Consider the following 26,578-nt stretch of genomic DNA (forward strand, 5'->3'; position numbering starts at 1 on the left):
GGAACGGAATGGACGAGTCTAAATTCTATGCCTATTGTTTACAGGGGGATGTAACAGCTGCTTTTGAGTACCTCCGCTCAATTCCAAATAAAAGTGATAAATATCAGGAATTAAAGTCCAGGTATTTTAATCGTTTTTTTGGAGGACAGCCGACCTATCGCTTTAAGACGGATGACCTTTGGATTAGAAAAGTTTTATTAGCATATTATCAGTATTTTACTTCCGTGCTAACAGAGAAAAATGTAGAAGATGCGGAAACTCAGCTGGTTCAGACTTTAAGCCAAATCCTTCACATGAATGATTTAACTGCCAGCATTGATCAAATCGAAGACAAATTAGAAGTGATTTTTGAGGAAAAGGGCTTCCGATTTTTAGGGGGTGTCACGGCTCCATTTAGAGGGCCCTATATTTGGAAGACAACAAAGAAAATGGACTTCAGGGTTGAGCTGCCACACGAAACACAGGATGTTACGGTCTACTTCCTCAGTGATTTTATTATGTTAAGCTGGCTCCATTTTGCTACGTTTGGCGAAAAATATGCCGGAGGTTGGGCTAAAGCTGACGGACTTTATTACGTGGATGATGGACCGAAGAGAAAGAGAATAAAACTGGATAGCAGTGAGTTTCAAGTGAGTTATTTAAAACACGAAGCACAGCATCTAAGTGATTATACGCGCTTTCCTCATTTGCTCCCAAAAGATTTAGAATATCGGGCGAAGCTGGTTGAACTCATTTATGAACCGAGACCATTCAGATTGCTAAAAAAATTTTCATATGAAGCGAAAAATGACCCGAACTTTCCTCATCCATATTCATCGTTTGTCATAATGAGCAGGATGGCTAAATTAGCTTTTGGAATAGAGGAGCTTCAGACCTTGGAAAAATGGAGCACATTGGATACCTCTTTGATTCAAGGATGGGGGTTGGATTTATATAATTTGCATACCGGCCAGCTCGAAGAAAATGGGCCAGATGTAATAGGTGTAATTTAAGTTTTTCCCCTTCTTTAGGGATTTATTTTTCTACATTTACCCAATCATAAACCCTTCTGTTATAACCTAAAATAAGATGGTTCACTCATTCAAAACAAAGGGGTTGATGGGGTTGAGATGGCATAAAACAATGCTTTCCATGATTCAGCAGCGACAAGATAAAAAGGTTGCCTTGGCAGTTGATACTTCCACGAATGAAGCACCAAGCCTTTTGATCAATAACATAGTTAAACTGTTTGAACAATTGAAGCCTGACACTATTTTGGTTCAAGCAGATTTTAAAATTAGAAGCATTTCCCCAGTGAAAAGTGATACGATAAAATACCAAACACACGGGAAATCTTCCTATACATTAGTGCTGGAGTGGGCAAAAGAAGAAAACATAGATACACTGTTTTACATTACCGATGTAACCGGCTTTTTTTCTGAAGAAATGGATCAAGTCGATTTTGAACTTTTTTGGCTTGTCCCAGGTGGCATTTTACCGCGGGTGCCATTTGGAAAAGCAATAAAAGTTGCTTAAAAAGGAGCAAATCTCTCACATTTGGTGGGGGATTTTTCATTTTTGAAAGGAGGAAATATCACGGTTGATGGTGAAAAGTTATATAGGATGTTTTTTAAATAAGGAGTTTTCAACATGATAAAAAAGATTGATTTACATAAGAGTGAAATTGTTACGGAATTGTATGAATTGCAAAGGGCCTCTTATTTGGTCGAGGCAAAGTTAATCAATTTTTATGAAATTCCGCCTTTAAAAGAGACGGTGGGGGAAATGAAAGATTGTGGTGAGTTATTTTTGGGATATTTTCTAGACGATGAACTTGCGGGTGCCCTGTCGTATTCCATCGATGGAAAGAGCTGACGATTTGCCGTATGGTTGTCCATCCAACCCATTTTCGTAAAGGGATTGCGCAATTGTTATTAAAGGAAGTAGAGGAAGTTAATAAGGACATGGCTGTATTAAAAGTATCAACTGGCAAAGAAAATAACCCTGCAAGGGGATTATATTTAAAAAATGACTTTGAATGGGTTGGCGACATTGAGGTTGTGCCGGGATTATACATAAGTAATTTTGAAAAAAGACGACCGTAATTATTTCACAATTACGGTCGTTTAAATTACTTACTATTTAATCTACGTATTTATTGTAGTCTGTTTATTATCCCATCAGCATTTGTACAACCATCCAAACATTTAAGCTAAGAATAATCATGGCGAACATTGAGGAAAGAACAGTTGTGATTCGTTTGTTGGTTAATACACCCATGATTTCTCGCTTTTGCGTGAAGTAAATTAACGCAATGATTGGAAATGGTAAAACAATACTAAGTACTACCTGGCTGATAATTAAAGTTTGTGTCGGATCGACACCGATGGCTACGATAATCACGGTTGGAAGCATCGTGACTAAACGGCGGATCCATAATGGAATGGTAAACCCTACAAATCCCTGCATAATTACTTGCCCGGCCATTGTTCCGACAACAGAACTTGATACACCTGAGGCAAGTAGTGATATCAAGAATACACTGGCTGCTGCAGAACCGAGCAGTGGTGTTAGGGTATGGTAGGCCGTTGTAAGATCGGCGATATGGCTTTGCCCGGATGTGTTGAAAACGGATGCTGCCATATACATCATTGCAAGATTAACAAATCCCGCTAGTGACATCGCAATCATAATTTCTTTTGTACTAAATTTTTGGATTTTTATTTTTTCGAAATCATTTCTTGGTACGATCCGGTTCTGGGTTAAACTTGAGTGCAAAAAAATCGCATGCGGCATGACGGTGGCACCGATTACTCCGACTGCAAGCATGATACTTTCACTGTTACCAAGCCACGGAACGACACTGTGATAGGCAATTTGTGAAAAATCGGGCTTAGAAATAATCGTTTCCACCAGGTAACATAACCCGATTAGCATGGCAAAAGCAGCGATGAATTTTTCCAGCGGCCGGAAGCCGAATTTTTCTAGCATCAATATTAAATAGGTTACAACACCTGTAATGATAGTGGCAAGAAGCATTGGAATGCCCACGAGAAGGTTTAGTGCTAATGTTGCCCCTAAAAATTCCGCAAGGTCAGTCGCCATGGCAGCAAGTTCAGAAACCACCCACATGACAATCGTCAGCCATTTCGGCATATGATCGCGGCAAAGTTCCGGAAGGCTTTTTCCGGTGGCAATTCCAAGTTTGCCAGACATGTTTTGCAGGAGCATGGCCATCAAGTTTGCCAGAACAATGACCCAGAGCATTTTGTAGCCAAAGCGGGCACCACTTTGAATGTTTGTAGCAAAATTTCCAGGATCGACATAGGCAATGGATGCAATGAAGGCAGGGCCAAGAAACGGCAGTAAGGCCCGAATTCCTTTTACTTTTCCATTTATGGCATCCCTTGCGGCGGAAACAGTTCGGTTTTCCGCTGCACGAGCCTTGTCAACTGCTAGTGAATTAGGTTGGCTCATCAGATACCATCCTTTCTTTGATGTTTTTCGTAGACGCAAGGTTTGTTCGTCGGCGAACAAAAGTTGCATCAAGGCAAATTTATAACTTTATTATATAAAATTTCGAAAAATTTGTGAATGATTTTGCCTAAAAAAATATTATTTTTTGCAAATAGAATTGGGAATGGAAATGTATGCTTGAACAAAAGCGTTCCAAAGGCTACAGTAGAATGGTAGAACGATTAAGAAGGTGGCAAGCTTGGAAAAACGATATTTTACGATCGGAATGGCGGGACATATTGATCACGGAAAAACAACCTTAACAAAAGCGCTAACGAATGTTGATACCGACCGTCTAAAAGAGGAAAAGGAACGGCAAATCTCCATTGAACTGGGATTTGCACCATTATATGAAGACGATGAAATACAAATATCCGTCATAGATGTCCCGGGACATGAACGGTTTATCCGGCAAATGATTGCCGGAGTCGCCGGAATTGATTTAGTGGTGCTAGTCGTTGCAGCTGATGAAGGTGTGATGCCACAAACAAGAGAACATCTGGATATCTTAAAATTCTTAGGTGTAAAAAATGGACTAGTTGCGATTACAAAAATTGACAGGGTCGATGAAGAGTTTATTGAACTGGTCAAGGATGATATTTTAGAAGAGCTGAGCAATACCGTGTTTGAAGATAGCCAATTTGTTCTTGTTGATAGTCTATCGAAAAAAGGGATAGACGAGATGAAAGAATTAATTATTAAAACGTTAAAAGAACAGGAAATGCGTGATGCAAAAGGGGCATTCCGACTGCCAATCGACCAGGTATTTACGGTAAAAGGTCAAGGGACCGTCGTTCGCGGTACAGTGTATGAAGGGACTGTTGCGGAAGGGCAAGCCCTAAAAATTATGCCGAACGGAATAGAAGTAAGAGCAAGGCAGATTCAGGTTCATCATAAACCGGCTGTGAAGGCGTACGCAGGACAGCGGACAGCGATCAATCTATCCAATGTATCAGTAGATGATTTAGTGCGGGGAGATGTTCTGGTATCATCCGAACACTTTATTGTGACGAAGACAGTGGACGTGGCGATTAGGATGGTGGCCGATCTCGAACATATAGTCAAGCAGCGGATGCCAATCAAGCTTCATATCGGAACAGCAGAAGTGATGGGGCGGATTGTTTTCTTTGACCGCAATGAAATAAAAGAAGAAAATGGAGAAATCCTTTGTCAGCTGCGTCTTGAGGAGGAAATACTCACGAAACGTGGAGACAGATTTATTTTACGCAGGCCAAGCCCGCAAGAAACGATTGGCGGCGGTTGGGTGATTGATCCGCGGGGAAATAAGTACCGCTTCGGTAATCAGACTATTGAAGAGCTTGAGAAGAAAAAGGTTGGTACACCAATAGAACGAATCACTGCCGCTTTAGTGGAAGCGAAAAGCCTTCCCGTAAATGAATTAATCAAACGGACGGCACTTGATGAAGAGACATTAAACGAGCATCTAACTGATGCTGAATTTGTTTTATATAATGGTAAAGAGTACACACTGCAGGGGTTAATTCATTCAATAGAAGAAGATATATTTGATCAATTACAGGATTACCATCTGACCCATTCAATGAAGACGGGGGTCAATAAGGCAGAATTAATACACACCATGCAAAAAAGGTTTCCTAAATCCTTGCTTGATTTTGTCGTGGAGAATGGAATGACAAATGGACTATTTAAGCGGAAAGAACAATTTGTGTCCCTTGCATCGTTTGTTCCCCATGTACCGAAAAGCTGGGAGAAACGGACTGAAAATTTGCTTTTTGAATTGAAAAAGGATGCGCTTAAGGTTCGGTACTTAAAGGATTATTTTTCAAGCGCGGGGATTCCTGAAAGCCTTATATTCGATTTAAAGAGATTTCTTGAAGAGCAGGAGTTAATCGTTCCATTAGATGAGCAGTTTGCCTATCACGGGGATGTATTCAAGGAAGCGGTTGAAAAGCTGCGCAGCCAGACAGGCTCTGAATTTGAAGTCGGCGCTGCGAAGGAGGTTCTTGATTTATCAAGAAAATACATGATTCCATTTTTGGAACGATTGGATGCAAAAGGTTTTACCAAAAGGGTAGAGAATAAACGAGTTTGGCAAAAATAAAAAGAGAAAGCCCCATTTCCTAAAATCGGAAATGGGGTTTTCTTGCAATGGATTATGAAAGAAATTCTGCAGGGTTTAAGCCGAGCTCGCGGCAAATGTCTGCCACCATTTGCTGTTCATGGTGGTCGAAGTTTCCATCAGCATAGCCAATGGCAATACAATAGCGAGCAACTAAGCGTGCTATTTCCGGTTTGCTTCTTATTTTTCCGAGGGCACGGAATGCTTCGGCGCGGCCCATCATCCGGTCATTTTCCATTCTGGAAATGAACAAATTAAATTTTTGAATGACTTTATTCGTATCAAATACCCGTAATTCATCACTTTGATGGACAAATTCAAGCATCTTTTGCCGTTCTGATGCGTCCAGGTAACCATCTGCCATTGCCACTAAAGCACATGCGGCAACAACGGCATCGAGGACGTCTTGGCTTTTATAGCGATTAAACAAATCTTGTGCTTTTCTCTTTTGTGTATTTGCCCATTCCGCATAATCAGTTTGCGATGGTGACCAATTGTTCCCACAGCTATTACAGGTAAACTTGAGTTGATTCTGCCCAATAAAACCACCCAGTAGACCGACAGGGCCAAGGATTAACCCGCCGATGGCTGCTTTACCAAGACCGAAGCCTTTTTTTCCGGTTCGGACATGTGTTGAATGGCAGCGTGGGCACATAATATCGTCTCCACCATACGATTGACGTGAGCCGGTTGTCGATGGGAAAGTCGATTGGGACGGATACCCGTATGCAGGCTGCTGATATGATGAATCCGGTTGTAAATGCACAGGCTGTTGGAATGTATGATTACCCGGCTGGCTTTGTTGGTAAGGACTAGAGCTGCTTTGATTTTGCTGATAAGGATCATATTGGTTCGTATTTGGTTGTTGATAAGCTGGTTGTGGTTGAAAAGTATTTTGATGTTGCTCATAATTGGATGGCTGTGTTGGCGGTGTAGATGGCATGTTTGCCGGTGGATCATCAACAGCAATCCCAAAATTTCGGCATAATGCGGCTAAGCCACCTTGAAAACCGCTAGCTATTGCATTGAATTTCCATTCTCCGTTATGGCGGTATAATTCGGCTGCAACAATCGCTGTTTCCACCGTAAAGTTCTGTCCTAAGTTAAACCGTAATAATTCTTCATTTGTCATTTCATTAAAAATACGGACATACGATTCTGACACTTGTCCGAAATTTTGCCGTTTTACCTGGGCATCGTGAATGGTAATCGTAAAGGCGATTCTGTGAATATGCGAGGGGACGCTATTTAAGTTGATTCTGATTTGTTCGTCATCCCTCACGCCTGAACCAATGCGGTTATCGCCGCTATAGATAATAGAACCATTTCCGCCGGTAGGGTTGTTATAAAAAACAAAGTCCTGGTCACTGTTCACTTTTCCAGATTCATTTAATAAAAATGCCGAGGCATCTAAATCAAAGTTTGAACTAAGATTGCTCCCATTCCACCCTAATCCAACCACAACATTTTGCAGACCGGGGTGTGATTTCGTTAAATCAACCTTTTGTCCTTTACTTAGTGTAACACCCACACTTTTCACTCCTCATCCTTGTTATATATGTACATTATAAATCTAATATTGAAAAAGGGGAAAACTTCAAGCTGAAGAACATTTTTGCCCACTCCTAAAGTATACGAGGGGAGGGAGAAAAGGTTTCATATTTATCTTAATCAAAATGAAATAAGGGGCTGACTCAAGTAAGTCAGCCCCTCAAACTTTATTTTTTTGTAAAATCAGCCTGTCTTCTCAGTTTCAAGTGGATTAGAATGTTCTTTTTCCCAGTAGTCAGCATTTGTAATGCCGAGTTTTACAGGGTCAAAAACTGGATCTTTTCCATCTTTTAATTGTGCTTCATAGTCTTTTAACACTTTTAAGGCCGGTTTTGTCAGGAGTAGAATGGCAATAATATTTAACCAAGCCATACTTCCTACACCTACATCACCTAATGCCCAAGCAAGACCAGCTGTTTTCACACTTCCATAGAATACCATTCCGCAGATGACTACCTTTAGAAGGAAGATTGTCCAAGGACGTTTTGTTTTACGGTTAATATAAGCAAGATTTGTTTCTGCCATATAGTAATAAGCCATAATGGTTGTAAAGGCAAAGAAGAATAAAGATAGTGCCACAAATGGAGCCCCAAAGCCAGGGAATACAGCCTCAACAGCTTTTTGTGTATAGCCGGGACCTGGTTCCATTTTTCCAAGGTTGGTTACAATGGCTTTTCCGCCTTCAGGAGTAACATTGTACATTCCTGTAATAAGGATCATAAATGCTGTGGCCGAACAAACTAGTAGAGTATCTACATAGACAGAAAATGCCTGCACAATTCCTTGTTTTGCTGGATGTGATACTTCAGCCGCAGCCGCAGCATGTGGACCTGTTCCTTGACCCGCTTCATTTGAATATATTCCACGTTTAACACCCCAAGAAATGGCTGCACCTAAGATCCCGCCAAATGCAGCATCCGTACCAAAAGCACTTGAGAAGATTAGTTTTAAAACACCCGGTAATTCAGAAATATTCATGAAAGTAATAACAAGAGCAACGATAATATAACCTAACGCCATGAATGGAACGACGAATTCTGCCACACGTGCAATCCGCTTAACTCCGCCAAAGATGATGAAAGCAAGGAATAGTACGATGACGCCGCCTGTAATGGCTGGATTAACTCCGAAAGCGTTTTCAACACTTAGCGAAATACTATTTGCTTGAACCCCTGGTAAAAGCACCCCTGTTGCAATAACGGTTACAACGGCAAATAATACAGCATACCATTTAATATTCAGCCCTTTTTCTATGTAAAATGCAGGGCCACCGCGGAATTGACCATCCTGTTTTGCTTTATAAACTTGGCCTAAGGTTGATTCAATGAATGCTGATCCGGCACCTAAGAATGCCATCATCCACATCCAGAAAACCGCTCCCGGTCCGCCGAATGCAATTGCCGTTGCAACACCGGCAATGTTCCCGGTTCCTACCCTTCCTGATAACGAAAGACTTAATGCCTGGAAAGATGAAATTCCCGCATCAGATTTTCCACCTTTGAACATTAACGAGAAAATGTCCTTCATATGCCTAACTTGAAGAAATCTTGTTGCAAGCGTGTAAAACAATCCAACCCCTAAACATAAATAAATAAGTGCCTGACTCCAAATAATTCCATTTAACCAATTTACAATGTTCTCCATAAATTTCCCCCTTTGTCCTTTCTGTTTATTATTATATAACAGAATATTATACAAAAGAAAGAATTTTTTTAATTATTAATTATCTTAGCATACTAAAGCGTCAACTTGTTAGCATAATAGAATACTAAAAAGAAAGTAAGAAAAAAACACGCTGATTTTGAGGTCAGCGTGCTTTTACTTCATTCTAATGATTTCCACGATTCTGATCTTTTCTAAACGGCCACCAGTTGGCTTCGCCAAATGTTTTTACCATTACAGGTACAAAGAGCGGCAGTACAACGAGCGAGTACAAGGCAAGGCCAATTAGAAGAATAGTCGCAATTTCTACTAATGATAGAACTCCGGACGGCATCATTGCTGCAAACGTACCGCCAAGGATGACGGCTGCCGAAATGATGACAGTCCCCATTTTTTTCATTGAAAGTAAGATGGCTTGTTGGACCGGCATGTGACGGTATTCATTAAAACGATCCATCAAGAAAATACTGTAGTCAATGCCAAGAGCCACCAGGATGACAAAGGCAAAAAACGGAACGGCCCAGCTAATTCCAGTGTAACCTAACACATGAACAAAAATCGCTTCTGAAATCGAAATGGACGTAAAGTAGGTTAGGATTAAGGAACCGATTAGATAAAGCGGCATGATGAGTGAGCGCATTAAAATAATTAATATGATACTAATACCAGCAAGCATTAAGATTACTGTTCGGGAATAATCCGCCTTGGAAATAGTATCAAGATCATTATGCATACTTGATACACCGCCAACCGCCACTTTTGCATTTTCAAGCTTTGTATCTTTTATTGCTCTCTTTACTGCCTCCTTGATTTCCGGAATTTGGCCAATTGCCTCATTGGAATAAGGATTTTTATTAAAGACCACATCAATCGTCATGACTTTTCGGTCTTTAGACAAGTAAGTATTGAGTGCCTGCTCGAAATCTTTACTGTCTAACACATCCTGAGGAATGTAAAACCCGTTCTGTTTTTGTGTTGAGACTTCCTTAAGATAATCTTGTGCCGAGTTGAGACCATCAGATACTTGATTTAAACCATCCGCACTCTGGGATAAGCCGTCAGAGAGCTGTGTGATTTGCCCGCTCATATCTTGAAATCCCGTTAGAATTTGTTGCTGACCATTCTTTAAATCATTTAAACCGCTTGAAAATTTCGGAATACCTTCGACGGCTTTTTCCTGGCCAGTTGACATTCCTTTGAGTCCATCCTCCAGCTTTTTTATGCCCGGTAAAATCAGTTCCATCCCTGATACAAGTTTTTCCTGGCCTGCAATGGATTTGTCAAATTGACTATTTACTAAGTTGATTCCTTGCTGGGCAGCTTTAAGTCCGCCATTTAATTCCTGTAATCCAGAGGCTATACTTTTAATAGCATCTTGAGACCCTTGAACAGTCGATTTTATAGCTTGATAGTTTTGGTTTTCTTGGATGTCCTTATAATCACTTTCAAGATTAGTAAAATATTGATTGGTTGATTGCAACGCTTGATCTAAAGAGGTCAAGCTCGCCGCAACATCCTCATAGTTTCCTCTTAGCGAGGTTAATCCGGCATCTGCCTCCTTATATCCGGCCAGCAATTGTTTACTTCCTGCTAAAATCTCTTTATAACCGGACTGGACTTGTTCTAATCTATTTCTAGCCTCTGTCAAACCCATGGAACCTTCTTTAAGTCCGTTCTCAATTTGAGAAAGGCCATTTTGAAGTTCCCCCATTTTGGTTTTTATTGTGCTGGTCCCATCAATTAATTGATTAATCCCGTCCGTTGCTTCTTTCATCTTTGGCTGATTTGCCGCCATTTGGCTTCCGGCTTCAGCGAGTCCATCACTGATTTTCTTAATTCCTTCGTTCCCTTGACCAAGTCCATCGCCAAGGGTTTCTACTTGCTTCGAAAGATAAAAATCATCAATCGGGTTTCCGGTAGGGCGGGTCACAGAACGAACAGTGTCAACATTATTTACTTTTTCAAGTTCTTGACTGATTTTTTCCGTCAGCGCAATATACTCCGATGTGTTCATTTTATCGTCATTTTTAATTACAATTTGCGTTGGCATGGATTCACCGGGTCCAAATGAATCGGCAATCAGATTAAAACCCTTAATGGATGGGTAATCATCACTGATTTCTTCAAGAGAATTAAATGATAATTGATCTTTATAGGTAAATAAGAAAGGGACCGAAACGATGGCAACAAGGATGAAGGCGATGAAAGGACGTTTCAAGGCAAATGTGCCCATCACCCCCCAGACCTTGCTGTCGCCGTGTTCAAGCTTGCCTTTAGATGGCCAAAACAGTTTTTTACCGAGTACGGCCATGAAAAAGGGAACAACAGTAAACAATGCCAGTAATAAAATCGCTACACCTACAGCAACGGCAGCAGCTGATTTATAAAGCTGAAAAGTGGAAAATCCGATAGAGGCAAATCCAATCAGCACGGCAATTCCACTAAAAATGACCGTTTTTCCGGCAGTCCGGTAGGTTGTAATAATGGCTTCTGTTACATCTTCATTATGTGAGAGTTCTTCTTTAAAACGGCTTAGCAGCAAGATACAATAGTCGGTTCCGATGCCAAAGAGGACAGCGACTAAGAATATTTGGGTAAACGTTGATAACGGAAAATTAACGTGATTAACTAATAGACCGACAATAGATTGGGCGGTTAGATAACTGAAGCCAACCGTGACCAATGGAATAATTGGTGCAATTGCAGAGCGAAACACAAGGAGCAGAACCACTAAAATGAAGCCTACTGTAATGCCTTCAGTTTTCTTCAAACCTTCTTGTGAGTTCGACACAAGATCTTCACCAATGACCCAGCTGCCGGTATAATAATGGTCGAGTTTGACCTCACTAATCGCATCATACAATTCATTGGTAATTTCTTTCGCTTCACGGCCATTTGCAGTTATTTTTAAGGAAACTAGAATTGTTTTTCCGTCCTTTGCAACAAGCTGATCCTTTAGTTCTTCCTGATCAAAAGGGGAAAGGATTTCAGTAATTCCAAACTTTTCTTCATTGTTTTTCAGCTCATTCACTGCTTTTTCAGCATTTGAAAAATCTTCCTTCGTTAGCTTTTTTTCACTGTGAAAGACGAGGGCAGTTTGTAATTCGCTGCCTTTATTTTCACTGGATTGGACATCTTTAAGGATTTTCTCGGCAATGGTCGATGAATAGCCTTCCGGAACGGCAATTTGCCCTTTTTCCCGTACGAGAGTTTCCATATTTGGCGCTAGCATAAAAAGAGCTGTAATAACAGCAATCCAAGCGATTAAAATGAACCACTTTCCTTTGATAATTGCTCTCACCTTGTTATTCCCCCAGTTCTTCCTTTTTCTTGTTGGCTAAGATTCGGGCCAGCTTTTCATACGTATTGATAAAATTTTTAATTTCTGTCTCTTCAAATTGAGTAATGATGGATTCAACAAGAACTTGTATTTTTTCTTGGCAATTTTGATAAAGCGTATGGCCTTCAGTTGTTAGTGTTAAATAGACGACTCGCCTGTCGTTTTCATCCCGGGTTCTTTGAATCAGGCCTCTGTCGGCCATTCTATTGATAATGGCCGTGATGGCACTTTTGTTCACTTCAAAGGCATCGGCCAATTCCGAAGACGTACATTCGCCAGACTGAGAAATGTATCTTAATATGTAATGCTGGTCATTGGTTAATTCGTCACCAATTTGTCCTTTGATTAAGGTTTCTGCTTTTTTATGAACCTGAAAAGAAACCGTCACGTACCGATCGATTAACTCCTGAATGATTGGGTTATCCATGTTTTTTACCACCTCGCAAAAATTAGTTAAACTATTTAACTATTCACCTGTTTAACTATAAAATATAGCGGGTTTGTTCGTCAATCATTTTCCTTTAAGGAAAAGTTAAGGAACAGATCTAATAATAGACTTTCCAAGATCGCCATTGTTGCAGCCGCTTTGTTTCCTTTATAATAAAATGAATTCCCTTTTTTCAAAGGAGAGGTAGAGATGCGTTTATTAGTTGTTGAAGATAATCTTCCATTGTTAGAGTCCATTGTTCAGCTTTTATCAGATGAATTTGAAGTGGATCAGGCATCGAACGGGGAAGATGCCTTATTTTTAGCGATGCAAAATATTCATGATGCTATCGTTTTGGATGTGATGATTCCGGAAATTGATGGTTTTGAAGTGTTGCAAACAATCCGTAAAGAAGGGATTAAAATCCCTGTCCTATTTCTAACCGCGAGAGATTCGTTAGAGGACCGAGTGAAGGGATTGGATAGCGGGGGGGACGATTATTTAGTGAAACCGTTCCAGACAGCGGAATTAATGGCGAGAATTCGGGCATTGTTACGGAGAAGCGGCAGTTTAACGACCAATCAAACAATTAAATACCGCGGGATTGAATTGCTCGGGAGGGAGAAAGAGATTCTAGTGGACGGAAAACCTCTTAGACTTACGGCTAAACAATATGAGTTGCTGGAATTTTTGATTCAAAACAAAGGAGCAATATTAACGAAAGAGCAAATTTATGACCGCGTGTGGGGATTTCATTCAGATACGACGGTGGCCATTGTGGAGGTGTTCATGCACCATCTTCGCAAAAAATTAGAACCCTTTGGATATCATGCTGATATTAAAACGATCCGCGGTGTCGGCTATATGCTGAATGTAGAATAGGGGCGGTCATATGTTTCGACGAACACATATTAGGCTTACATTATTAAATTCATTGGTCGTAATTGTTTTAATTAGTATCCTTGGTGGCATTGTTTACTTTTATACGGATAATAAATTATATAAGGATGTTAACCAATCCCTGCTTGAATCCGTCAATCATTTTCAACAACAGTCTAAAGGTCCGGGTGAAATCCGTGAAGGGGATGGAGGACCAGGACCAAGATTCAATCGAAGAGACCCCCGGATTTTAACCTTAATTTGGGATAAAAATAATCAGTTGTTAGTGGAGCAGAACCGTGATTCCGACCTGTTTCTAGAAAATGAAGAGCTTGTCCGGCCGAAAAAATTAAATACCTTGCAAGATATTGATGTAGAGGGTTTTTCATTTAGGTATGTAGCTTTTGAACTGGAGCAACCTGAATTAGGAAAGGTAACGATCCAATTTATTCGAAATGTGAACTCTGAAAAGGAATTATTAGACAGGCTTTTATTAATAATGCTGATTGGTTGTGGTGTCGGTGTGATTTGTGCGATTGCCTCCGGATATTTCTTAGCTGGCAGGGCATTGGTTCCGATAAAAAATGCCTGGCAAAAGCAGCAAGAATTCGTTTCAGATGCTTCTCATGAATTACGAACACCATTAGCCGTGATCCAGGCGAAAACGGATTTACTTTTTCGATCACCATTTGCAACGATTCAGGAAAAAATTCACGATGTTTCCACGATTTCGAATGAATCAAGACGACTAACTAAGCTGGTTACTAATTTATTGACGCTGGCAAGATCGGATTCAGATCAAATTGAAATGAAAAAGTCATCTTTCCTATTGGATGAGCTTTTAATGGAGATCCTGAAGCAGTACGAGGAAATTGCCATGTATCAAGAAAAGTCCCTTCGATTAGATGCAGCGGGGCCCGTTCCCTTTTTGGCAGATAAAGAAAGAATCCACCAGCTGATTGTTATACTATTGGATAACGCCATGAAGTATACTAAAGAGGGCGGCGAAATCAACCTTTCATGCAGGCAGAGCCATTCTTCTATCGTCTTTCAGGTTAAGGATAACGGGATAGGAATTCCGGAAGAAGATATTCCTAAGATCTTTGACCGCTTCTATCAAAGTGATAAGGCCAGGACAGCCGCAGAAGGAACAGGTCTTGGTTTGTCGATTGCGAAATGGATTATCGAGAAACACCATGGAAAAACGAAGGTGCAAAGTACGCTTGGTAAAGGAACAACAATAGAAATCACTTTTCCAAAAGCGCAAAAGAATTAATGCTTTGGCTTATTGTTACAGATTGATGGCGGAAGCTGCAAGGTAACTAATAAAAGCTGCCGGGATTACTCGGCAGCTTTTCTGTTCACGTTTTATTTACTCGACTATAATCGTTCCTTTAAACATCTTCATGCCGCAGCTAAAGGTGTATTCTCCGGTTTTGCCCGGGGTGAATGATAGGTTTGTTGTGCCGAACTTCAGGTTCACATTATTAATATTGAAATCTGGAATCATAAAGGTAGATAAACAACTATTATTTTCAAGCGGATTTTCAATTTCAAATTCCACCGGTACTCCTTTTTTTACGCGAATAACGTTAGGAGAGTAACCTTTTTCCGTGACGAGCATCTTTACTTTTGGTTTGCTTGCACTGGTAACATCCACTTCCGTTGTCGATCCCGTCTGACTGCTCGACTCTTGTGCGGCCTGTGTTTCCGCAGGTTCATTTTTCCCCGGTATTTTCACTATATCACTGCTGTACATAAACAAAAATAAGGAAATAAGGACAATACCGCCACCGATAATCGCAAACGGGGAAAGCTCCCCAGTATTGATTGAAAATTTGCTGTTAGTGGCAACTTGGATATAGACAATGACAAATCCAATGATAACAATATAAAAACCTAATAAAATACCAAGCAAAATCGTTGGATTGATGAATTGCAGGAAAACACCGAGAATGGCACCATTAATGCCGCCCATTAAGCCTGCAATCGATCCCATCAGGATGGCTAATAATCCAACAGGGTGCCCGGCTAAAAAGCCGACGACGAAACCAATAATCATGCTGACGCCAACGACAAGAAACGTCTCACCGGAGGTAATTCCGATCATACTGCCGGAAAGCAAGCCTGTTATGACCGCAATGACCATGCTAATCATCATTCCAGGGGTGTTATTCAATTTGTTTTTATGGCGGTAAACAAGATAAATAGAATAGCTGGTGCCAATGGCAACAAAAACAGCGGAAATAATCGAAAAAATCGTCATGTTCAGTCTCCTCTTATGTGTGTGTTTGAAATAAACAACATAAGAGTATTATAAATCCAAATGACAACAGGGAAGCGATTGGGGTATGAACGTTTTATGAAAATTACTTAATGGAAAGGGGTTGTGGGGGGGATTTATTTTTCTTTATCTTTATCTATGGTCATTTTGTAAATTCGCTTTAGGGCTTCATTTTGCATACGAATATATTCAAGTAATAAATCCTTTTCTTCCTCCTCTAAATCCAGATCATCTTTATCATTCTTTTTCACGCAATCACCCCTATTAGTTCATAATTGAATTTTAACTCATTTGCAAAATAGTTTAAAGCGGAACTACACATGGTAAGAAAAATATTCCACTATAGAATTGACATTTGTGAGCGGGACAGATATAATTTTGAAAAATACTATTGAAACATTGACGTGGACCAGTAGAGTGAAGCAGTCTTACAAAGAGAGGAAACCAATGGTGCGAGGTTTCTTAAGACAGTCATTTGAACCTGCCGCCGAGTTCTGTATCGGATCGTTGTTGAAGATACATGCGGATAAACTCCGTTATCATGGAAAGAGTATAAAGCACTTTGCTTTATGAATTTAGGGTGGTACCGCCAGGCCTTGGTCCCTTTTCAGGATCAGGGCCTTTTTGTATGGAGAAAAGCGAAGTCCACTAGCCGCTGGTCGCTGGAGCTGGACAATTCTCAAAGTCTTAAATTAATTTATTAATGAGGTGTCAAAAATGGCAAAGGAATTTGTAAAAGATGTTACCAGTATGGACGAGGATTTCGCCCAATGGTATACAGATGTTGTCACGAAAGCAGACTTAATTGACTATTCAAGCGTTCGCGGTTCGATGATTATCCGTCCGTATGGCTACGCACTCTGGGATAATATTAAGAATGAATTAGACCGCCGTATTAAGGAAACAGGTCATGAAAATGTCTATATGCCGCTGTTTATACCTGAAAGTCTGCTCCAAAAAGAGAAGGATCATGTCGAAGGGTTTGCACCTGAAGTGGCTTGGGTTACCCATGGCGGCTCCGAACCATTAGCGGAACGTTTAGTTGTCCGGCCAACATCAGAAGTCCTTTTTTGCGAACATTATAGTAAAATCATTCATTCTCATAGAGATTTACCAAAGTTATATAACCAATGGGCTAATGTTGTCCGCTGGGAAAAAACGACACGTCCATTCCTCCGGACATTAGAGTTTTTATGGCAAGAGGGGCATACAGCGCATGCGACCGATGAGGACGCAATGGAAGAAACCATTAAAATGCTGAATGTGTATGCGGAACTTTGTGAAACCATTTTGGCAATCCCAGTTGTTAAAGGACAAAAGACGGAGAAAGAAAAATTTGCCGGTGCAAAAGCGACTTTCACGATTGAAAGCTTAATGCATGATGGAAAAGCATTGCAATCTGGTACCTCCCATCATTTCGGCACAGGCTTTGCTGAAGCATTTGGTATCCAGTACACCGACAAAGAAGGCAAATTGCAATATGTGCACCAAACATCATGGGGCTTCACCACAAGGATAATCGGTGCATTGATTATGGTACACGGCGACGATCGGGGCCTTGTAATCCCGCCAAAAGCAGCACCAACACAAGTGATGATTGTGCCAATTGCGCAGCATAAAGAGGGCGTTTTAGATTTTGCCTATGATTTGAAAAAGTCACTTTCAGCTGTTGCTCGTGTTGATATTGATGCCAGCGATAAAAAGCCAGGCTGGAAATTCAATGAGTACGAAATGAAGGGCATTCCAGTTCGTCTTGAAGTGGGACCAAAAGATATTGAAAATAAGCAAGTTGTGTTAGTAAGACGCGATACGTTAGAAAAAGTGGTTGTTCCAATGGATGAGTTAGAAACAAAGCTTGTTGAATTGCTTGATGACATTCAAGCCAATTTATATAACAAAGCACTGAACCATCGGGAAGAAAGAACAACAGTTGCCTTAACTCTACCTGAAATGAAGGAATCACTTGAAGGAAAACCAGGATTCATCAAGGCAATGTGGTGCGGTGACCTGGCATGTGAGGAAAAAATCAAAGAGGACGCAGGAGCAACCTCCCGCTGTATCCCATTTGAACAAGAACAGCTGTCAGATTCATGTGTTTGCTGCGGAAAAGAAGCAAAACAAATGGTGTATTGGGCAAAAGCGTACTAAAAAATACGAAAAGGAAAGGCTCTTCCATGAAGGAAGGGTCTTTTTTTCGCCTAATAATAAATAAAAATAAAGGAATTTCACCTGATTCTAGCGAATAGTAAATGATCTATCGGATGGAGGGAACAAAAATGAAACCTATACTAATTGATTTTCCAGAAGAGTTTTACACTGAAAGATTGGTAATCCGCAAGCCTTTTCCCGGCGATGGTAAAGCAGTATATGAAGCAATAAAAGCCTCATTAAATGAATTAAAGCCCTGGATGCCTTGGGCCCATCGTGAACAAACAGAAGAGGACGTTGAGGCCAACATGCGGGAAGCCCATGCGAAGTTTTTAACACGTGAGGACTTACGGTTACATATTTTTCATAAAGAAACAGGTGAATTTATTGCATCTTCTGGTTTGCATCGAATCAATTGGGACGTGCCAAAATTTGAAATCGGTTATTGGGTAGATACGCGGCATAGCGGGAATGGTTATATCACTGAAGCAACGGAGGCGATTACGCATTTTGCCTTTACACATTTGAATGCAAAGAGAGTCGAGATCCGCTGCGATTCTAAAAATGTAAAAAGCCGTGCCATCCCCGAAAAACTGGGCTTTAGCTTAGAAGGAATATTAAAATGTGATAGTATTTCCGCAGATACAAAAGAACTGCGGGATACCTGTATTTTTGCAAAGACACAGAAATGATACAAATGAAAAACTCGACCGGTAAAAGTCGAGTTTATCAATCTAATATATATCTTTTTAAATAGAATTTCGTAATCGCCAAATACTCACGGGTATATGATTTTAAAACAGCCTTCCATGGAGTTTTTGCCGGAAGACCCTGAACATCTAAACCATGGTCACGCGCGATTGAGATGGCCCGGTAGAGATGAAAATTATTCGTCACCACAAGACCGCTTGTAGCATCCCCTGGAATCAGCTTTTTCGAAAAATCAATATTTTCGTATGTATCCGTGGAGCGATCCTCTAGGATAATCCGAGATTCATTGATTCCCTGTCTGACAAGTTCCCTTTTAATGCATTCCGCTTCCGAAATATCTTCGCCTGAGCCTTTGCCCCCTGAGGCAATGACGATTGTATTTTCGTTTTCTTTTACATACTTTGCGGCGGCATTAATCCTGCTGGCAAATGCAAGTGAAGGGACGGTACCTTTTACTCGTGCCCCTAGCACGATGATATAATCAGCATTATTGGGTGCTTCCACATGGCTATATTGACTAATTTTAAATTGAAGGAAGCCAGCATAGACTAATCCAAAAATCACAAGAATACCAGTAATAGAGTTCATCATCTTCTTATTCCGCATGTTTATTAAACCACATCCATAAATTACTCATTACTATACGTATTGATAGTACCATAATATAACAGTTTTTAATATTTTTATATTAAAATAGGTGCATGGAATTTTCATGCACCCTTTGACTATTTATTCACAAACCCATGAAAGCCCAAGTGTTCCAACGCCGGTATGCACCCCTGCAACTGTTATGAGCATCATTTTTTCTGTTTCAATATGTGGAAAGGACTCGTTTACCATTTTTTCAAGCTGGGCTGCCTTTTCAAAATGATTTGCATGGACGACGGCCACTTTCCGGACTGTTTTTGTTGCCAGGTCTTCTGTTAATTGATTTACAAGCCAAGCAAATGCCTTTTTTTCGGTGCGGACTTTATCTTTTATTTTCGCTGCGCCATCCTCGATTGATAATATCGGTTTGATATTAAATAATGAAGCTAATATTTTTTGACCGCCGGATACCCTGCCGCTTTTGTGAAGCTGATCCAGATTTGATGGGACCAGATATAAACGGGTATGATCCCGTAAAGCATTTAATTGATTAACCACCTCTTGTGCATCAAGCCCTTGATCAACCAAATCTATGCCTTTTTTAATCAAATAAGAGAGGGGATAGGATCCAGTTTGTGAATCAATCGCAAACAATTTAAAATCCTCCATACCTGCTGCCATAACAGACGATTGATAGGTTCCGGTTAATAGACTAGACGCATGAATGGCAATCCCACAGTCATAGTTTTCCTTTAATTTATTATAAAGCTCAACGAAATCATTAATTGATGGCTGGGAAGTTTGGAATTTCCCTTCTTCATTTTTCATTCGTTCATAAAATTCCTGTTCGGTAATATCAATCGTTTCTTTATAAAATTCATCATTGATTACTACATGCAGGGGAATAACGTGTATATGATGCTTCTCAATAAACTCCTTGCTCAAAGAGGCTGTTGTATCTGTAATCCAAGCGATTTTTGCCTTGTTCATTATAATCATCTTCCTTTAGTGGTGATCTTAACGGTTAAAAAAAAATAATTTTAATTTCCTATCTAGCCTCAACAATACAAAAATGAACACTTGATGACTAGTTACATCTGTCATGCTCAAAAGTGAACATTCTGTGAAAACTGCAGATGAACGAAGTTTAAAAGCCTGAAAGTGTGATTTAAATCACTTAGTCGCAGTGAAATAATTCATATAATCACTATGGATATAGGGAAAACATAAATAAGGAGTGTTCAGATTGCTAGACCAAAAAACGATTGATATCATAAAATCTACGGTACCGGTATTAGAAAAACACGGAGAAACGATTACGACACGGTTCTATCAATTGATGTTTGGGAACCACCCTGAACTATTAAATATCTTTAATCATGCCAATCAAAAGCAAGGAAGACAGCAGAAGGCACTTGCCGGAACGGTATATGCTGCTGCCATGTATATCGACAATCTTGAAGCGATTCTGCCAGTGGTGAAACAAATTGCCCACAAACATAGAAGTCTCGGTATTAAGCCTGAGCATTATCCAATAGTCGGAAAGCATCTTTTATTAGCCATTAAGGATGTATTAGGGGATGCAGCAACAGACGAAATTATCAATGCTTGGGCCGAAGCCTATAATGTCATTGCAGATGCGTTTATCAGTGTTGAAGCAGAAATGTATGATGAAGCAACAAACCAAGACGGCGGATGGGACGGATTCCGCAGCTTTATTGTTGACAGGAAAGTAGTTGAAAGTGATGTTATTACTTCTTTCTACTTAAAACCGGCGGATCACAAAGGAATTTCAAGTTTCATCCCTGGTCAATATATTAGTATAAAGTTAGAAATAGAGGGAGAAAAATATACCCACATTCGTCAATACAGCCTGTCGGATTCACCAGGTAAGGATTACTACCGGATTAGTGTGAAGCGCGAAGCCGGAACGGCAAATCCGGACGGAATGGTATCCAATTTCTTGCATGATGGCGTGAATGAAGGGGATATCCTAAATATTAGTGCCCCAGCGGGTGATTTTGTCCTTGATATGGAAAAAACGAATCCTGTTGTTCTGCTTAGCGGCGGTGTTGGGTTAACCCCAATGTTGAGTATGTTAAAAACGGTGGTTGAAATGCAGCCTGGACGTAATGTAACGTTTGTCCACGCAGCCGCTAATAGTAATGTTCATGCCCTAAGAGACGAGGTTGAAGAGTTAGCAGCATTAGACCATGTGAAATCGTATATTTTTTACGATGCACCAACAGAAGAGGATCGCGTAAACAATCGCTTTGATGTTGAAGGCTTTATTACTCGTGATTGGTTAAACGACAAAGTCGCAATCGGGGAAGCAGACTTTTATTTCTGCGGACCTGTTCCTTTTATGAAAGCCATGAACCGCTCATTAAAAGAATTAGGCGTAAACGAAGACAGAATTCACTTTGAATTCTTTGGTCCAAAAGGAAGTTTAGAAGACTAAACGAAGAAGCTGGTTTCCAAATCGGAAGCCAGCTTTATTTTTTTTGCTAAGAGTTTGAATCGTGTCACAACTATGATTTAATAAAGTAAAAGGCCAGAAAGGATGTTTTTCGTGAATAAAAATGTTATACGGTCGATTACACTGATAGCAGCATTGTTTTGCCTCCTCTGGCTAATCGGGCTTGGATGGGCTGTGGGGGAATATTATGCCGGGAAGCCAGAAAAGGTTCCTGAGACAACGACTGTGAATCAGGAGGCAGAGAACAAAGATGGATTAACTATTGTGGCATTAGGTGATTCCTTAACGCGAGGCACCGGGGATGAGACGGGAAAAGGCTATGTCGGTGTGTTAATGGATGAAATAAAGGAAAAAACAAAACAGCCGGTGCAGCTCACGAATCTTGGCATCAATGGTCAAAGGTCCGATCAGCTCCGTAAACAGGTGCAGGAGACAGAAGTCGGGCGGCAAATACAAAAAGCGGATATGGTACTAGTCACAATTGGCGGGAACGATTTATTCCGAGGCGGACAAGGGTTAGCCGATTTTGCAACAGAAGACATTGCCTCGATTGAAAAAAAATACCTTGAGAACTTGAAATTTATTTTTGAAGAAATCCGTAAAAATAATCCGAAGGCAAATGTCTTTTTCATTGGACTGTACAATCCATTTATTGAATTAACGCAAGGAAAAGAGATGTCCAAAGTGGTCCGCCACTGGAATTATGACAGCGCGGAAGTAAGTGCTGCCTTTCCAAAAATCGTGTTTGTGCCAACATTTGATTTGTTTGAGTTAAAAGTAAACGATTATCTATATTCGGACAAGTTTCACCCAAATTCAAAAGGGTACCGCTTAATCGCTGAACGAGTAGCCTCATTGCTCACCTGGTAAGGAGTGTTGACAATGGAGAAAAAGATCACTTTATCCGTAAATAATTTAAAAAAAGTAATCGGGAGAAGAGAAATTATAAAAGGGTTAACGTTTGATTTGCATGAAGGAGAAGTGTTTGGCTTCTTAGGGCCGAACGGGGCCGGGAAGACGACCACCATTCGGATGCTTGTCGGCTTGATTAAACCAACATCCGGAAGTGTCCGGATTTGCGGGTATAGCATTGAGAACCAGTTTCAAGAGGCCGTAAGCAATCTTGGCTGTATCGTTGAAAATCCTGAACTATATCCCTACCTATCGGGCTATAATAATCTGCTCCATTTTGCCCGTATGCTAGACACAAAAGGAGAAGAGCGGATTAGAGAGGTGGTTGAGCTTGTCGGGTTAACGGAAAGAATTCATGATAAAGTCAAAACCTATTCACTTGGGATGCGGCAGCGCCTCGGAATTGCCCAGGCACTCTTAGGAGAACCGAAGGTGCTGATTCTTGATGAGCCGACAAATGGTTTGGATCCGGCCGGCATTCGAGAAATGCGGCAATTTATTCGCTATCTAGCCGAAAAAGAAGGGCTCAGCGTCCTCGTCTCGAGCCATTTATTAAGCGAGATTCAATTGCTTTGTGACCGAGTAGCCATTATTTCAAAGGGCACCATTATTCGCGTTGATTCCGTAGAACAATTGCTGGCCAATCGTGAAAGAGTCGTTTGGCGGATATCACCAATTGATAAGGGGAAGCAAGTATTATCTGCCTTCACAAATATTGAAGTAAAAGAAGATGGTACCATCCTGACGGAATTCGATGAACAGAAAATACCGGTTTGGAATAAACAGCTGGTTGAAGCAGGTGCGGCTGTCACAGAAATGAACCGAAAAATGCCGGTGCTGGAAGATTTATTCCTCGAACTAACGGGGGGTGACAGCATTGAATAAGCTGATACAAAATGAAATGATGAAACTGATTGCCAAAAAGCGGTTAGTAGTGATTGCAATAATTATAGGCGTCCTCGTGATGTTATTTACATATGCACAATATAAACAAGTCGAAACACAGCGTGAAAAATTAGGGACGAGCGATTGGCGGACGATATTGCAGCAGCAAATTGTTGATACGACAAATCGCTTAAGCAGCAGCAGAATTTCTGATGAATGGAAGAAACAGTTGCAAATTTCCTTACAACAGCAGCAATATTACCTGGATCATGATATAAATCCTGCAGAGCCTGGTGCACCAACTTTTATAAGAATATTCCTAGAAAATTCGGTTGATCTCTTTATCCCATTAATGGTAATGGTGATTGCCAGTGATTTAGTTTCCTCCGAGCATAGTTTGGGCTCAATTAAGCTTTTATTGACAAGGCCAGTGAAAAGGTGGAAGGTACTGCTTAGTAAGTATATTACCCTTTGTTTCGCCATTTCCTTAATTATTGCGATTGCAGGAATCCTGTCCTATTTGATTTCGGGGGCAGTCTTCGGTTATAAAGGCTGGGATGCTCCGATCTTAACAGGCTTTAATGTTACAGAAACCGGGTTAAACACTTCAGAGGTCAAACTGCTGAGTCTGTGGAAGTTTTTGTTGATGGATTTTGGCTTGGTTTGGTTTGTCGCAATCGTAGTCGGCACGCTTTCGTTTATGCTTTCGGTTTTAATCCGCAGCACAGCAGCCGGAATGGGCGTAATGCTGGCAGCTTTAATCTCGGGTGCGATTTTAAATAATATGGTATCCTCTTGGGAATCAGCCAAATATTTTTTTATGGTGAATTTACGATTAACGGATTATATGAAAGGTACAGCACCGCCAATTGAGGGAATGAACCTCACCTTCTCGATGCTTGTTTTACTGGCTTGGTGGGCAGCAGCACTATTCGTCTCCTTTCTTGTTTTTACGAAAAAGGATGTTTATTAATAAGCTGTCCCTGCTAGAAAGCGGGGACAGCTAAATTTTTGCATAAAGATTTGATAGAATATTGAAAATTTCATAAAATAATAATGAGAAAGTGGAAAAAGAAATGGGGGAATCGTTATGTCGTTTGTAATAAAAAAGATCGATCACGTCCAGCTAGCAGCACCTAATGGCTGTGAAGAGGCAGCAAGAACATTTTTTGCTGGAGTTTTGGGGTTAATTGAGGTAGAGAAACCTGAGGAACTAAAGAAGCGGGGCGGGGTTTGGTTCGAATTTGGGACATTCCAACTTCATATTGGAGTGGAAGAACCATTTTCACCAGCAAAAAAGGCGCATCCTGCTTTTGTTGTGGAAAATATTGAAGAATTAAAAATGCATCTTAGTAATGAGAAAGTTCCTTTTACAGCAGACGACAATCTCCCTGGTGCAAGCAGAATTCATGTCCATGACCCGTTTGGCAACCGTCTGGAATTCATAGAATGGATTTAAATAAAAATGTGAACAGCCCCTCCAACTAAATGGAATGGGGCTGTCCGCCTTAAATGGGGGGATTTAAGGCAACAATAATTAGGGATTATTCTAATCAAATGGCTGGCAGGGAGAGGGGATCCCTAACGCCGGAAAATAAGAATGATTAACTTGCATTGGTTATTGCTTAGCTGTTATCTTTAACGGCTCACGGTTTATGCCAAAATGCTGCTTAATAATGAGAGCCGGTCCGCCTAGATTAAACAAATAGCGGGCTTCTATGACTTGTTTCATAAAGGCTCCAAATAATCCGGATAAGCGGAAATTCCCTACCTTTCCGACGGCCGCCATAAGTCCGATGGATGCCACGGATCCTTTGTGGTGATATTCAAATGTTTTTAAAGATTCGCCCCGTATAGAAGCGACTATATTTTTCGCACAAACGGGTGCCTGTTGCAGTGCTACTTGTGCTGTTGGCGGTAAGGCAGACTTTTCGTCCTTCATGAATAAAGAACAATCCCCGATACTAAAGATATTTTTCATGTTTTTAACGCGAAGATTTGCATCGACTGGAATCTTGCCTTTTTCAATTGGCAAACCCCAGTTATGAACAATTGTGTTTCCTTTTACACCGCATGACCAGATTAATGTTCGCGTCTGTACCTCCAGATTATTTTCCAGTATCACTTTTTCTGGTGTACATTCCAGTATTTTTATTGAAGTTAGGACTTCAATGTTTCGCTTTTCTAACACATCTTTTGTATATTGGATTGATTGCTTAGGGAAAAATGGTATGACTGATGGTGCGGCTTCAATGCCGACAATTTTAATCTTTTCAAATGGGATATCGTGTTCTTTACAAAGTTTTGGCAGGCCATCTGCCAATTCTCCGAGCATTTCAATTCCGGTAAAACCACCTCCGGCAACGACAAACGTTAAACGGGAAGGATCATGGTCTTCTTTATAAAGGTTAAATTGTTTAATAATTTGGTGATAAATAATTTTTGTACTTCTGAAGCTTCGGATCTCAAAGGCATTTTCTTTCACTCCTGGAATGCCATAGGTTTCAACCTCAAATCCGAGTGCGATTAATAAATAGTCATAACTGACTGTTTCTCCGCCTTCAAGATATACCTCTTGGGTATTGAGGTCAACAGAGGATACTGCAGCTTTTAAGAAACGGGTTTTATTTGGATTGATTAGTTCAGGAATAGACATGGCAATTTGCCGGTCTGCTGCGGTGCCAACTCCGGTCTTATGCAATTGGGTTGTAAGGTAATGATATTCATGTTTATTAATTAATGTAACATCTGCTTCGCCGGATTTTAGCAATTTTTCTAAGGTTTTACTTGTGATAATTCCGCCATATCCGGCACCTAAAATGACGATTTTTGGTTTAGACATCTTGACCCACTCCTAATTTCATTTAATTAAGGATTATCTGCTTTCTTTGTGAAATCATTCACAATAGGGATTAAAAAAATAAGAGCTATTGCACAATGATTTTATGTGAAATATTTCACATACCTTTTATATTATTAGAATACAATAGTTTTACGAACATCTCAAGTGGTTTTTAACTAAATTTTTGTCAATTTGGTAAATTTTTTTTCACATTCTGGGCATGATAATTTCGTGCTGAAATTTGAATGTATATCTAATCAGAATGGAAGGGATC

General features: G+C 40.4%; 24 protein-coding genes and 1 other annotated feature. Of the genes, 14 read left to right on the forward strand and 10 right to left on the reverse strand.

Annotated features, from left to right (window positions below):
• The first annotated feature begins 8 nt into the window (after nucleotides 1–8).
• The 4 genes from FAY30_RS10265 (at nucleotide 9) to FAY30_RS27505 (ending at nucleotide 2,084) form a co-directional block, all read left to right on the forward strand.
• A complete protein-coding gene (locus FAY30_RS10265; protein WP_149869789.1) occupies nucleotides 9–992 on the forward strand; it encodes a hypothetical protein in 984 nt (327 codons plus the stop codon).
• A 112-nt stretch (nucleotides 993–1,104) separates the two neighbouring features.
• A complete protein-coding gene (locus tag FAY30_RS10270; protein ID WP_149869790.1) occupies nucleotides 1,105–1,515 on the forward strand; it encodes a vWA domain-containing protein in 411 nt (136 codons plus the stop codon).
• 114 nt (nucleotides 1,516–1,629) lie between these two features.
• Nucleotides 1,630–1,854, forward strand: coding sequence for a hypothetical protein (locus tag FAY30_RS27500; RefSeq protein ID WP_223820933.1), 225 nt, complete (start codon nucleotides 1,630–1,632; stop codon nucleotides 1,852–1,854).
• Between the two features lie 11 nt (nucleotides 1,855–1,865).
• Nucleotides 1,866–2,084, forward strand: coding sequence for a GNAT family N-acetyltransferase (locus FAY30_RS27505; protein ID WP_263315340.1), 219 nt, complete (start codon nucleotides 1,866–1,868; stop codon nucleotides 2,082–2,084).
• Between the two features lie 67 nt (nucleotides 2,085–2,151).
• Here FAY30_RS27505 and FAY30_RS10280 read toward each other — a convergent pair whose 3' ends face one another.
• Complete coding sequence (locus FAY30_RS10280) at nucleotides 2,152–3,456, reverse strand: Nramp family divalent metal transporter (RefSeq protein WP_149869791.1); 1,305 nt, start codon at nucleotides 3,454–3,456, stop codon at nucleotides 2,152–2,154.
• Between the two features lie 238 nt (nucleotides 3,457–3,694).
• On the opposite strand from FAY30_RS10280, the gene selB reads away from it, so the two are divergent.
• Nucleotides 3,695–5,578, forward strand: coding sequence for a selenocysteine-specific translation elongation factor (gene selB, locus FAY30_RS10285; protein WP_149869792.1), 1,884 nt, complete (start codon nucleotides 3,695–3,697; stop codon nucleotides 5,576–5,578).
• A gap of 52 nt (nucleotides 5,579–5,630) precedes the next feature.
• Here selB and FAY30_RS10290 read toward each other — a convergent pair whose 3' ends face one another.
• From FAY30_RS10290 to FAY30_RS10305, 4 genes are all read right to left on the reverse strand, one after another.
• On the reverse strand, nucleotides 5,631–7,127 hold the full coding sequence (locus FAY30_RS10290) for a TerD family protein (protein ID WP_149869793.1): 1,497 nt from the start codon (nucleotides 7,125–7,127) through the stop codon (nucleotides 5,631–5,633).
• Nucleotides 7,128–7,330: 203 nt separating this feature from the next.
• Complete coding sequence (locus FAY30_RS10295; RefSeq protein WP_149869794.1) at nucleotides 7,331–8,791, reverse strand: alanine/glycine:cation symporter family protein; 1,461 nt, start codon at nucleotides 8,789–8,791, stop codon at nucleotides 7,331–7,333.
• Between the two features lie 184 nt (nucleotides 8,792–8,975).
• Nucleotides 8,976–12,110 (reverse strand): MMPL family transporter, encoded by a 3,135-nt coding sequence (locus tag FAY30_RS10300; protein WP_149869795.1) that lies wholly within the window; start codon nucleotides 12,108–12,110, stop codon nucleotides 8,976–8,978.
• Between the two features lie 4 nt (nucleotides 12,111–12,114).
• Nucleotides 12,115–12,576 carry a MarR family winged helix-turn-helix transcriptional regulator gene (locus FAY30_RS10305; RefSeq protein ID WP_149869796.1) on the reverse strand — a complete coding sequence of 154 codons (462 nt, stop codon included), beginning with the start codon at nucleotides 12,574–12,576 and terminating at the stop codon, nucleotides 12,115–12,117.
• A gap of 210 nt (nucleotides 12,577–12,786) precedes the next feature.
• Here FAY30_RS10305 and FAY30_RS10310 point away from each other — a divergent pair, with 210 nt between their 5' ends.
• Both FAY30_RS10310 and FAY30_RS10315 read left to right on the forward strand, forming a co-directional pair.
• Nucleotides 12,787–13,458, forward strand: coding sequence for a response regulator transcription factor (locus tag FAY30_RS10310; protein WP_149869797.1), 672 nt, complete (start codon nucleotides 12,787–12,789; stop codon nucleotides 13,456–13,458).
• 10 nt (nucleotides 13,459–13,468) lie between these two features.
• Complete coding sequence (locus tag FAY30_RS10315; RefSeq protein ID WP_149869798.1) at nucleotides 13,469–14,731, forward strand: sensor histidine kinase; 1,263 nt, start codon at nucleotides 13,469–13,471, stop codon at nucleotides 14,729–14,731.
• 96 nt (nucleotides 14,732–14,827) lie between these two features.
• On the opposite strand, the gene FAY30_RS10320 is transcribed toward FAY30_RS10315, so the two are convergent.
• Both FAY30_RS10320 and FAY30_RS27800 read right to left on the reverse strand, forming a co-directional pair.
• Nucleotides 14,828–15,721 carry a cupredoxin domain-containing protein gene (locus FAY30_RS10320; protein WP_149869799.1) on the reverse strand — a complete coding sequence of 298 codons (894 nt, stop codon included), beginning with the start codon at nucleotides 15,719–15,721 and terminating at the stop codon, nucleotides 14,828–14,830.
• Between the two features lie 134 nt (nucleotides 15,722–15,855).
• On the reverse strand, nucleotides 15,856–15,990 hold the full coding sequence (locus tag FAY30_RS27800; protein WP_263315344.1) for a hypothetical protein: 135 nt from the start codon (nucleotides 15,988–15,990) through the stop codon (nucleotides 15,856–15,858).
• A gap of 139 nt (nucleotides 15,991–16,129) precedes the next feature.
• Nucleotides 16,130–16,347 (forward strand) — a binding site (T-box leader).
• A gap of 109 nt (nucleotides 16,348–16,456) precedes the next feature.
• On the opposite strand from FAY30_RS27800, the gene proS reads away from it, so the two are divergent.
• Both proS and FAY30_RS10330 read left to right on the forward strand, forming a co-directional pair.
• Nucleotides 16,457–17,887, forward strand: a complete 1,431-nt coding sequence (gene proS, locus FAY30_RS10325; RefSeq protein ID WP_411675479.1) for a proline--tRNA ligase — start codon at nucleotides 16,457–16,459, stop codon at nucleotides 17,885–17,887.
• Nucleotides 17,888–18,015: 128 nt separating this feature from the next.
• Nucleotides 18,016–18,579 (forward strand): GNAT family N-acetyltransferase, encoded by a 564-nt coding sequence (locus tag FAY30_RS10330; RefSeq protein WP_149869801.1) that lies wholly within the window; start codon nucleotides 18,016–18,018, stop codon nucleotides 18,577–18,579.
• Nucleotides 18,580–18,616: 37 nt separating this feature from the next.
• Here FAY30_RS10330 and FAY30_RS10335 read toward each other — a convergent pair whose 3' ends face one another.
• Entirely contained in the window at nucleotides 18,617–19,204 is a 588-nt protein-coding gene (locus FAY30_RS10335; protein ID WP_149869802.1) for a YdcF family protein, read from the reverse strand.
• Between the two features lie 123 nt (nucleotides 19,205–19,327).
• The gene (locus FAY30_RS10340; protein WP_190284863.1) at nucleotides 19,328–20,176 is read right to left on the reverse strand and encodes a DegV family protein; all 849 of its coding nucleotides are present in this window, start codon (nucleotides 20,174–20,176) and stop codon (nucleotides 19,328–19,330) included.
• A 256-nt stretch (nucleotides 20,177–20,432) separates the two neighbouring features.
• Between FAY30_RS10340 and hmpA the strand changes: the two genes are divergently transcribed.
• The 5 genes from hmpA (at nucleotide 20,433) to FAY30_RS10365 (ending at nucleotide 24,921) form a co-directional block, all read left to right on the forward strand.
• Nucleotides 20,433–21,647, forward strand: a complete 1,215-nt coding sequence (gene hmpA, locus FAY30_RS10345; protein WP_149869804.1) for an NO-inducible flavohemoprotein — start codon at nucleotides 20,433–20,435, stop codon at nucleotides 21,645–21,647.
• A 111-nt stretch (nucleotides 21,648–21,758) separates the two neighbouring features.
• Nucleotides 21,759–22,535 carry an SGNH/GDSL hydrolase family protein gene (locus FAY30_RS10350; RefSeq protein ID WP_149869805.1) on the forward strand — a complete coding sequence of 259 codons (777 nt, stop codon included), beginning with the start codon at nucleotides 21,759–21,761 and terminating at the stop codon, nucleotides 22,533–22,535.
• Between the two features lie 12 nt (nucleotides 22,536–22,547).
• A complete protein-coding gene (locus FAY30_RS10355) occupies nucleotides 22,548–23,462 on the forward strand; it encodes an ABC transporter ATP-binding protein (RefSeq protein WP_149869806.1) in 915 nt (304 codons plus the stop codon).
• Complete coding sequence (locus tag FAY30_RS10360) at nucleotides 23,455–24,435, forward strand: ABC transporter permease (protein ID WP_149869807.1); 981 nt, start codon at nucleotides 23,455–23,457, stop codon at nucleotides 24,433–24,435. The genes FAY30_RS10355 and FAY30_RS10360 overlap by 8 nt, the downstream gene beginning before the upstream one ends.
• Before the next feature lie 117 nt (nucleotides 24,436–24,552).
• On the forward strand, nucleotides 24,553–24,921 hold the full coding sequence (locus tag FAY30_RS10365; RefSeq protein ID WP_149869808.1) for a VOC family protein: 369 nt from the start codon (nucleotides 24,553–24,555) through the stop codon (nucleotides 24,919–24,921).
• Nucleotides 24,922–25,080: 159 nt separating this feature from the next.
• On the opposite strand, the gene FAY30_RS10370 is transcribed toward FAY30_RS10365, so the two are convergent.
• The gene (locus FAY30_RS10370) at nucleotides 25,081–26,304 is read right to left on the reverse strand and encodes an NAD(P)/FAD-dependent oxidoreductase (protein ID WP_149869809.1); all 1,224 of its coding nucleotides are present in this window, start codon (nucleotides 26,302–26,304) and stop codon (nucleotides 25,081–25,083) included.
• Between the last annotated feature and the right edge of the window lie 274 nt (nucleotides 26,305–26,578).

Source organism: Bacillus sp. S3, from assembly GCF_005154805.1.
GTDB lineage: Bacteria > Bacillota > Bacilli > Bacillales > Cytobacillaceae > Neobacillus.

What these genes read in the sequence shown, in the direction of transcription:
- FAY30_RS10265 (WP_149869789.1), top strand. Translation starts at nt 9, where the DNA reads ATGGACGAGTCTAAATTCTATGCCTATTGTTTACAGGGGGATGTAACA.
- FAY30_RS27500 (WP_223820933.1), top strand. Translation starts at nt 1,630, where the DNA reads ATGATAAAAAAGATTGATTTACATAAGAGTGAAATTGTTACGGAATTG.
- FAY30_RS27505 (WP_263315340.1), top strand. Translation starts at nt 1,866, where the DNA reads ATGGTTGTCCATCCAACCCATTTTCGTAAAGGGATTGCGCAATTGTTA.
- FAY30_RS10280 (WP_149869791.1), bottom strand. Translation starts at nt 3,456, where the DNA reads ATGAGCCAACCTAATTCACTAGCAGTTGACAAGGCTCGTGCAGCGGAA.
- FAY30_RS10295 (WP_149869794.1), bottom strand. Translation starts at nt 8,791, where the DNA reads ATGGAGAACATTGTAAATTGGTTAAATGGAATTATTTGGAGTCAGGCA.
- FAY30_RS10305 (WP_149869796.1), bottom strand. Translation starts at nt 12,576, where the DNA reads ATGGATAACCCAATCATTCAGGAGTTAATCGATCGGTACGTGACGGTT.
- FAY30_RS10310 (WP_149869797.1), top strand. Translation starts at nt 12,787, where the DNA reads ATGCGTTTATTAGTTGTTGAAGATAATCTTCCATTGTTAGAGTCCATT.
- FAY30_RS10315 (WP_149869798.1), top strand. Translation starts at nt 13,469, where the DNA reads ATGTTTCGACGAACACATATTAGGCTTACATTATTAAATTCATTGGTC.
- FAY30_RS10320 (WP_149869799.1), bottom strand. Translation starts at nt 15,721, where the DNA reads ATGACGATTTTTTCGATTATTTCCGCTGTTTTTGTTGCCATTGGCACC.
- proS (WP_411675479.1), top strand. Translation starts at nt 16,457, where the DNA reads ATGGCAAAGGAATTTGTAAAAGATGTTACCAGTATGGACGAGGATTTC.
- FAY30_RS10330 (WP_149869801.1), top strand. Translation starts at nt 18,016, where the DNA reads ATGAAACCTATACTAATTGATTTTCCAGAAGAGTTTTACACTGAAAGA.
- FAY30_RS10335 (WP_149869802.1), bottom strand. Translation starts at nt 19,204, where the DNA reads ATGCGGAATAAGAAGATGATGAACTCTATTACTGGTATTCTTGTGATT.
- FAY30_RS10340 (WP_190284863.1), bottom strand. Translation starts at nt 20,176, where the DNA reads ATGAACAAGGCAAAAATCGCTTGGATTACAGATACAACAGCCTCTTTG.
- FAY30_RS10355 (WP_149869806.1), top strand. Translation starts at nt 22,548, where the DNA reads ATGGAGAAAAAGATCACTTTATCCGTAAATAATTTAAAAAAAGTAATC.
- FAY30_RS10365 (WP_149869808.1), top strand. Translation starts at nt 24,553, where the DNA reads ATGTCGTTTGTAATAAAAAAGATCGATCACGTCCAGCTAGCAGCACCT.
- FAY30_RS10370 (WP_149869809.1), bottom strand. Translation starts at nt 26,304, where the DNA reads ATGTCTAAACCAAAAATCGTCATTTTAGGTGCCGGATATGGCGGAATT.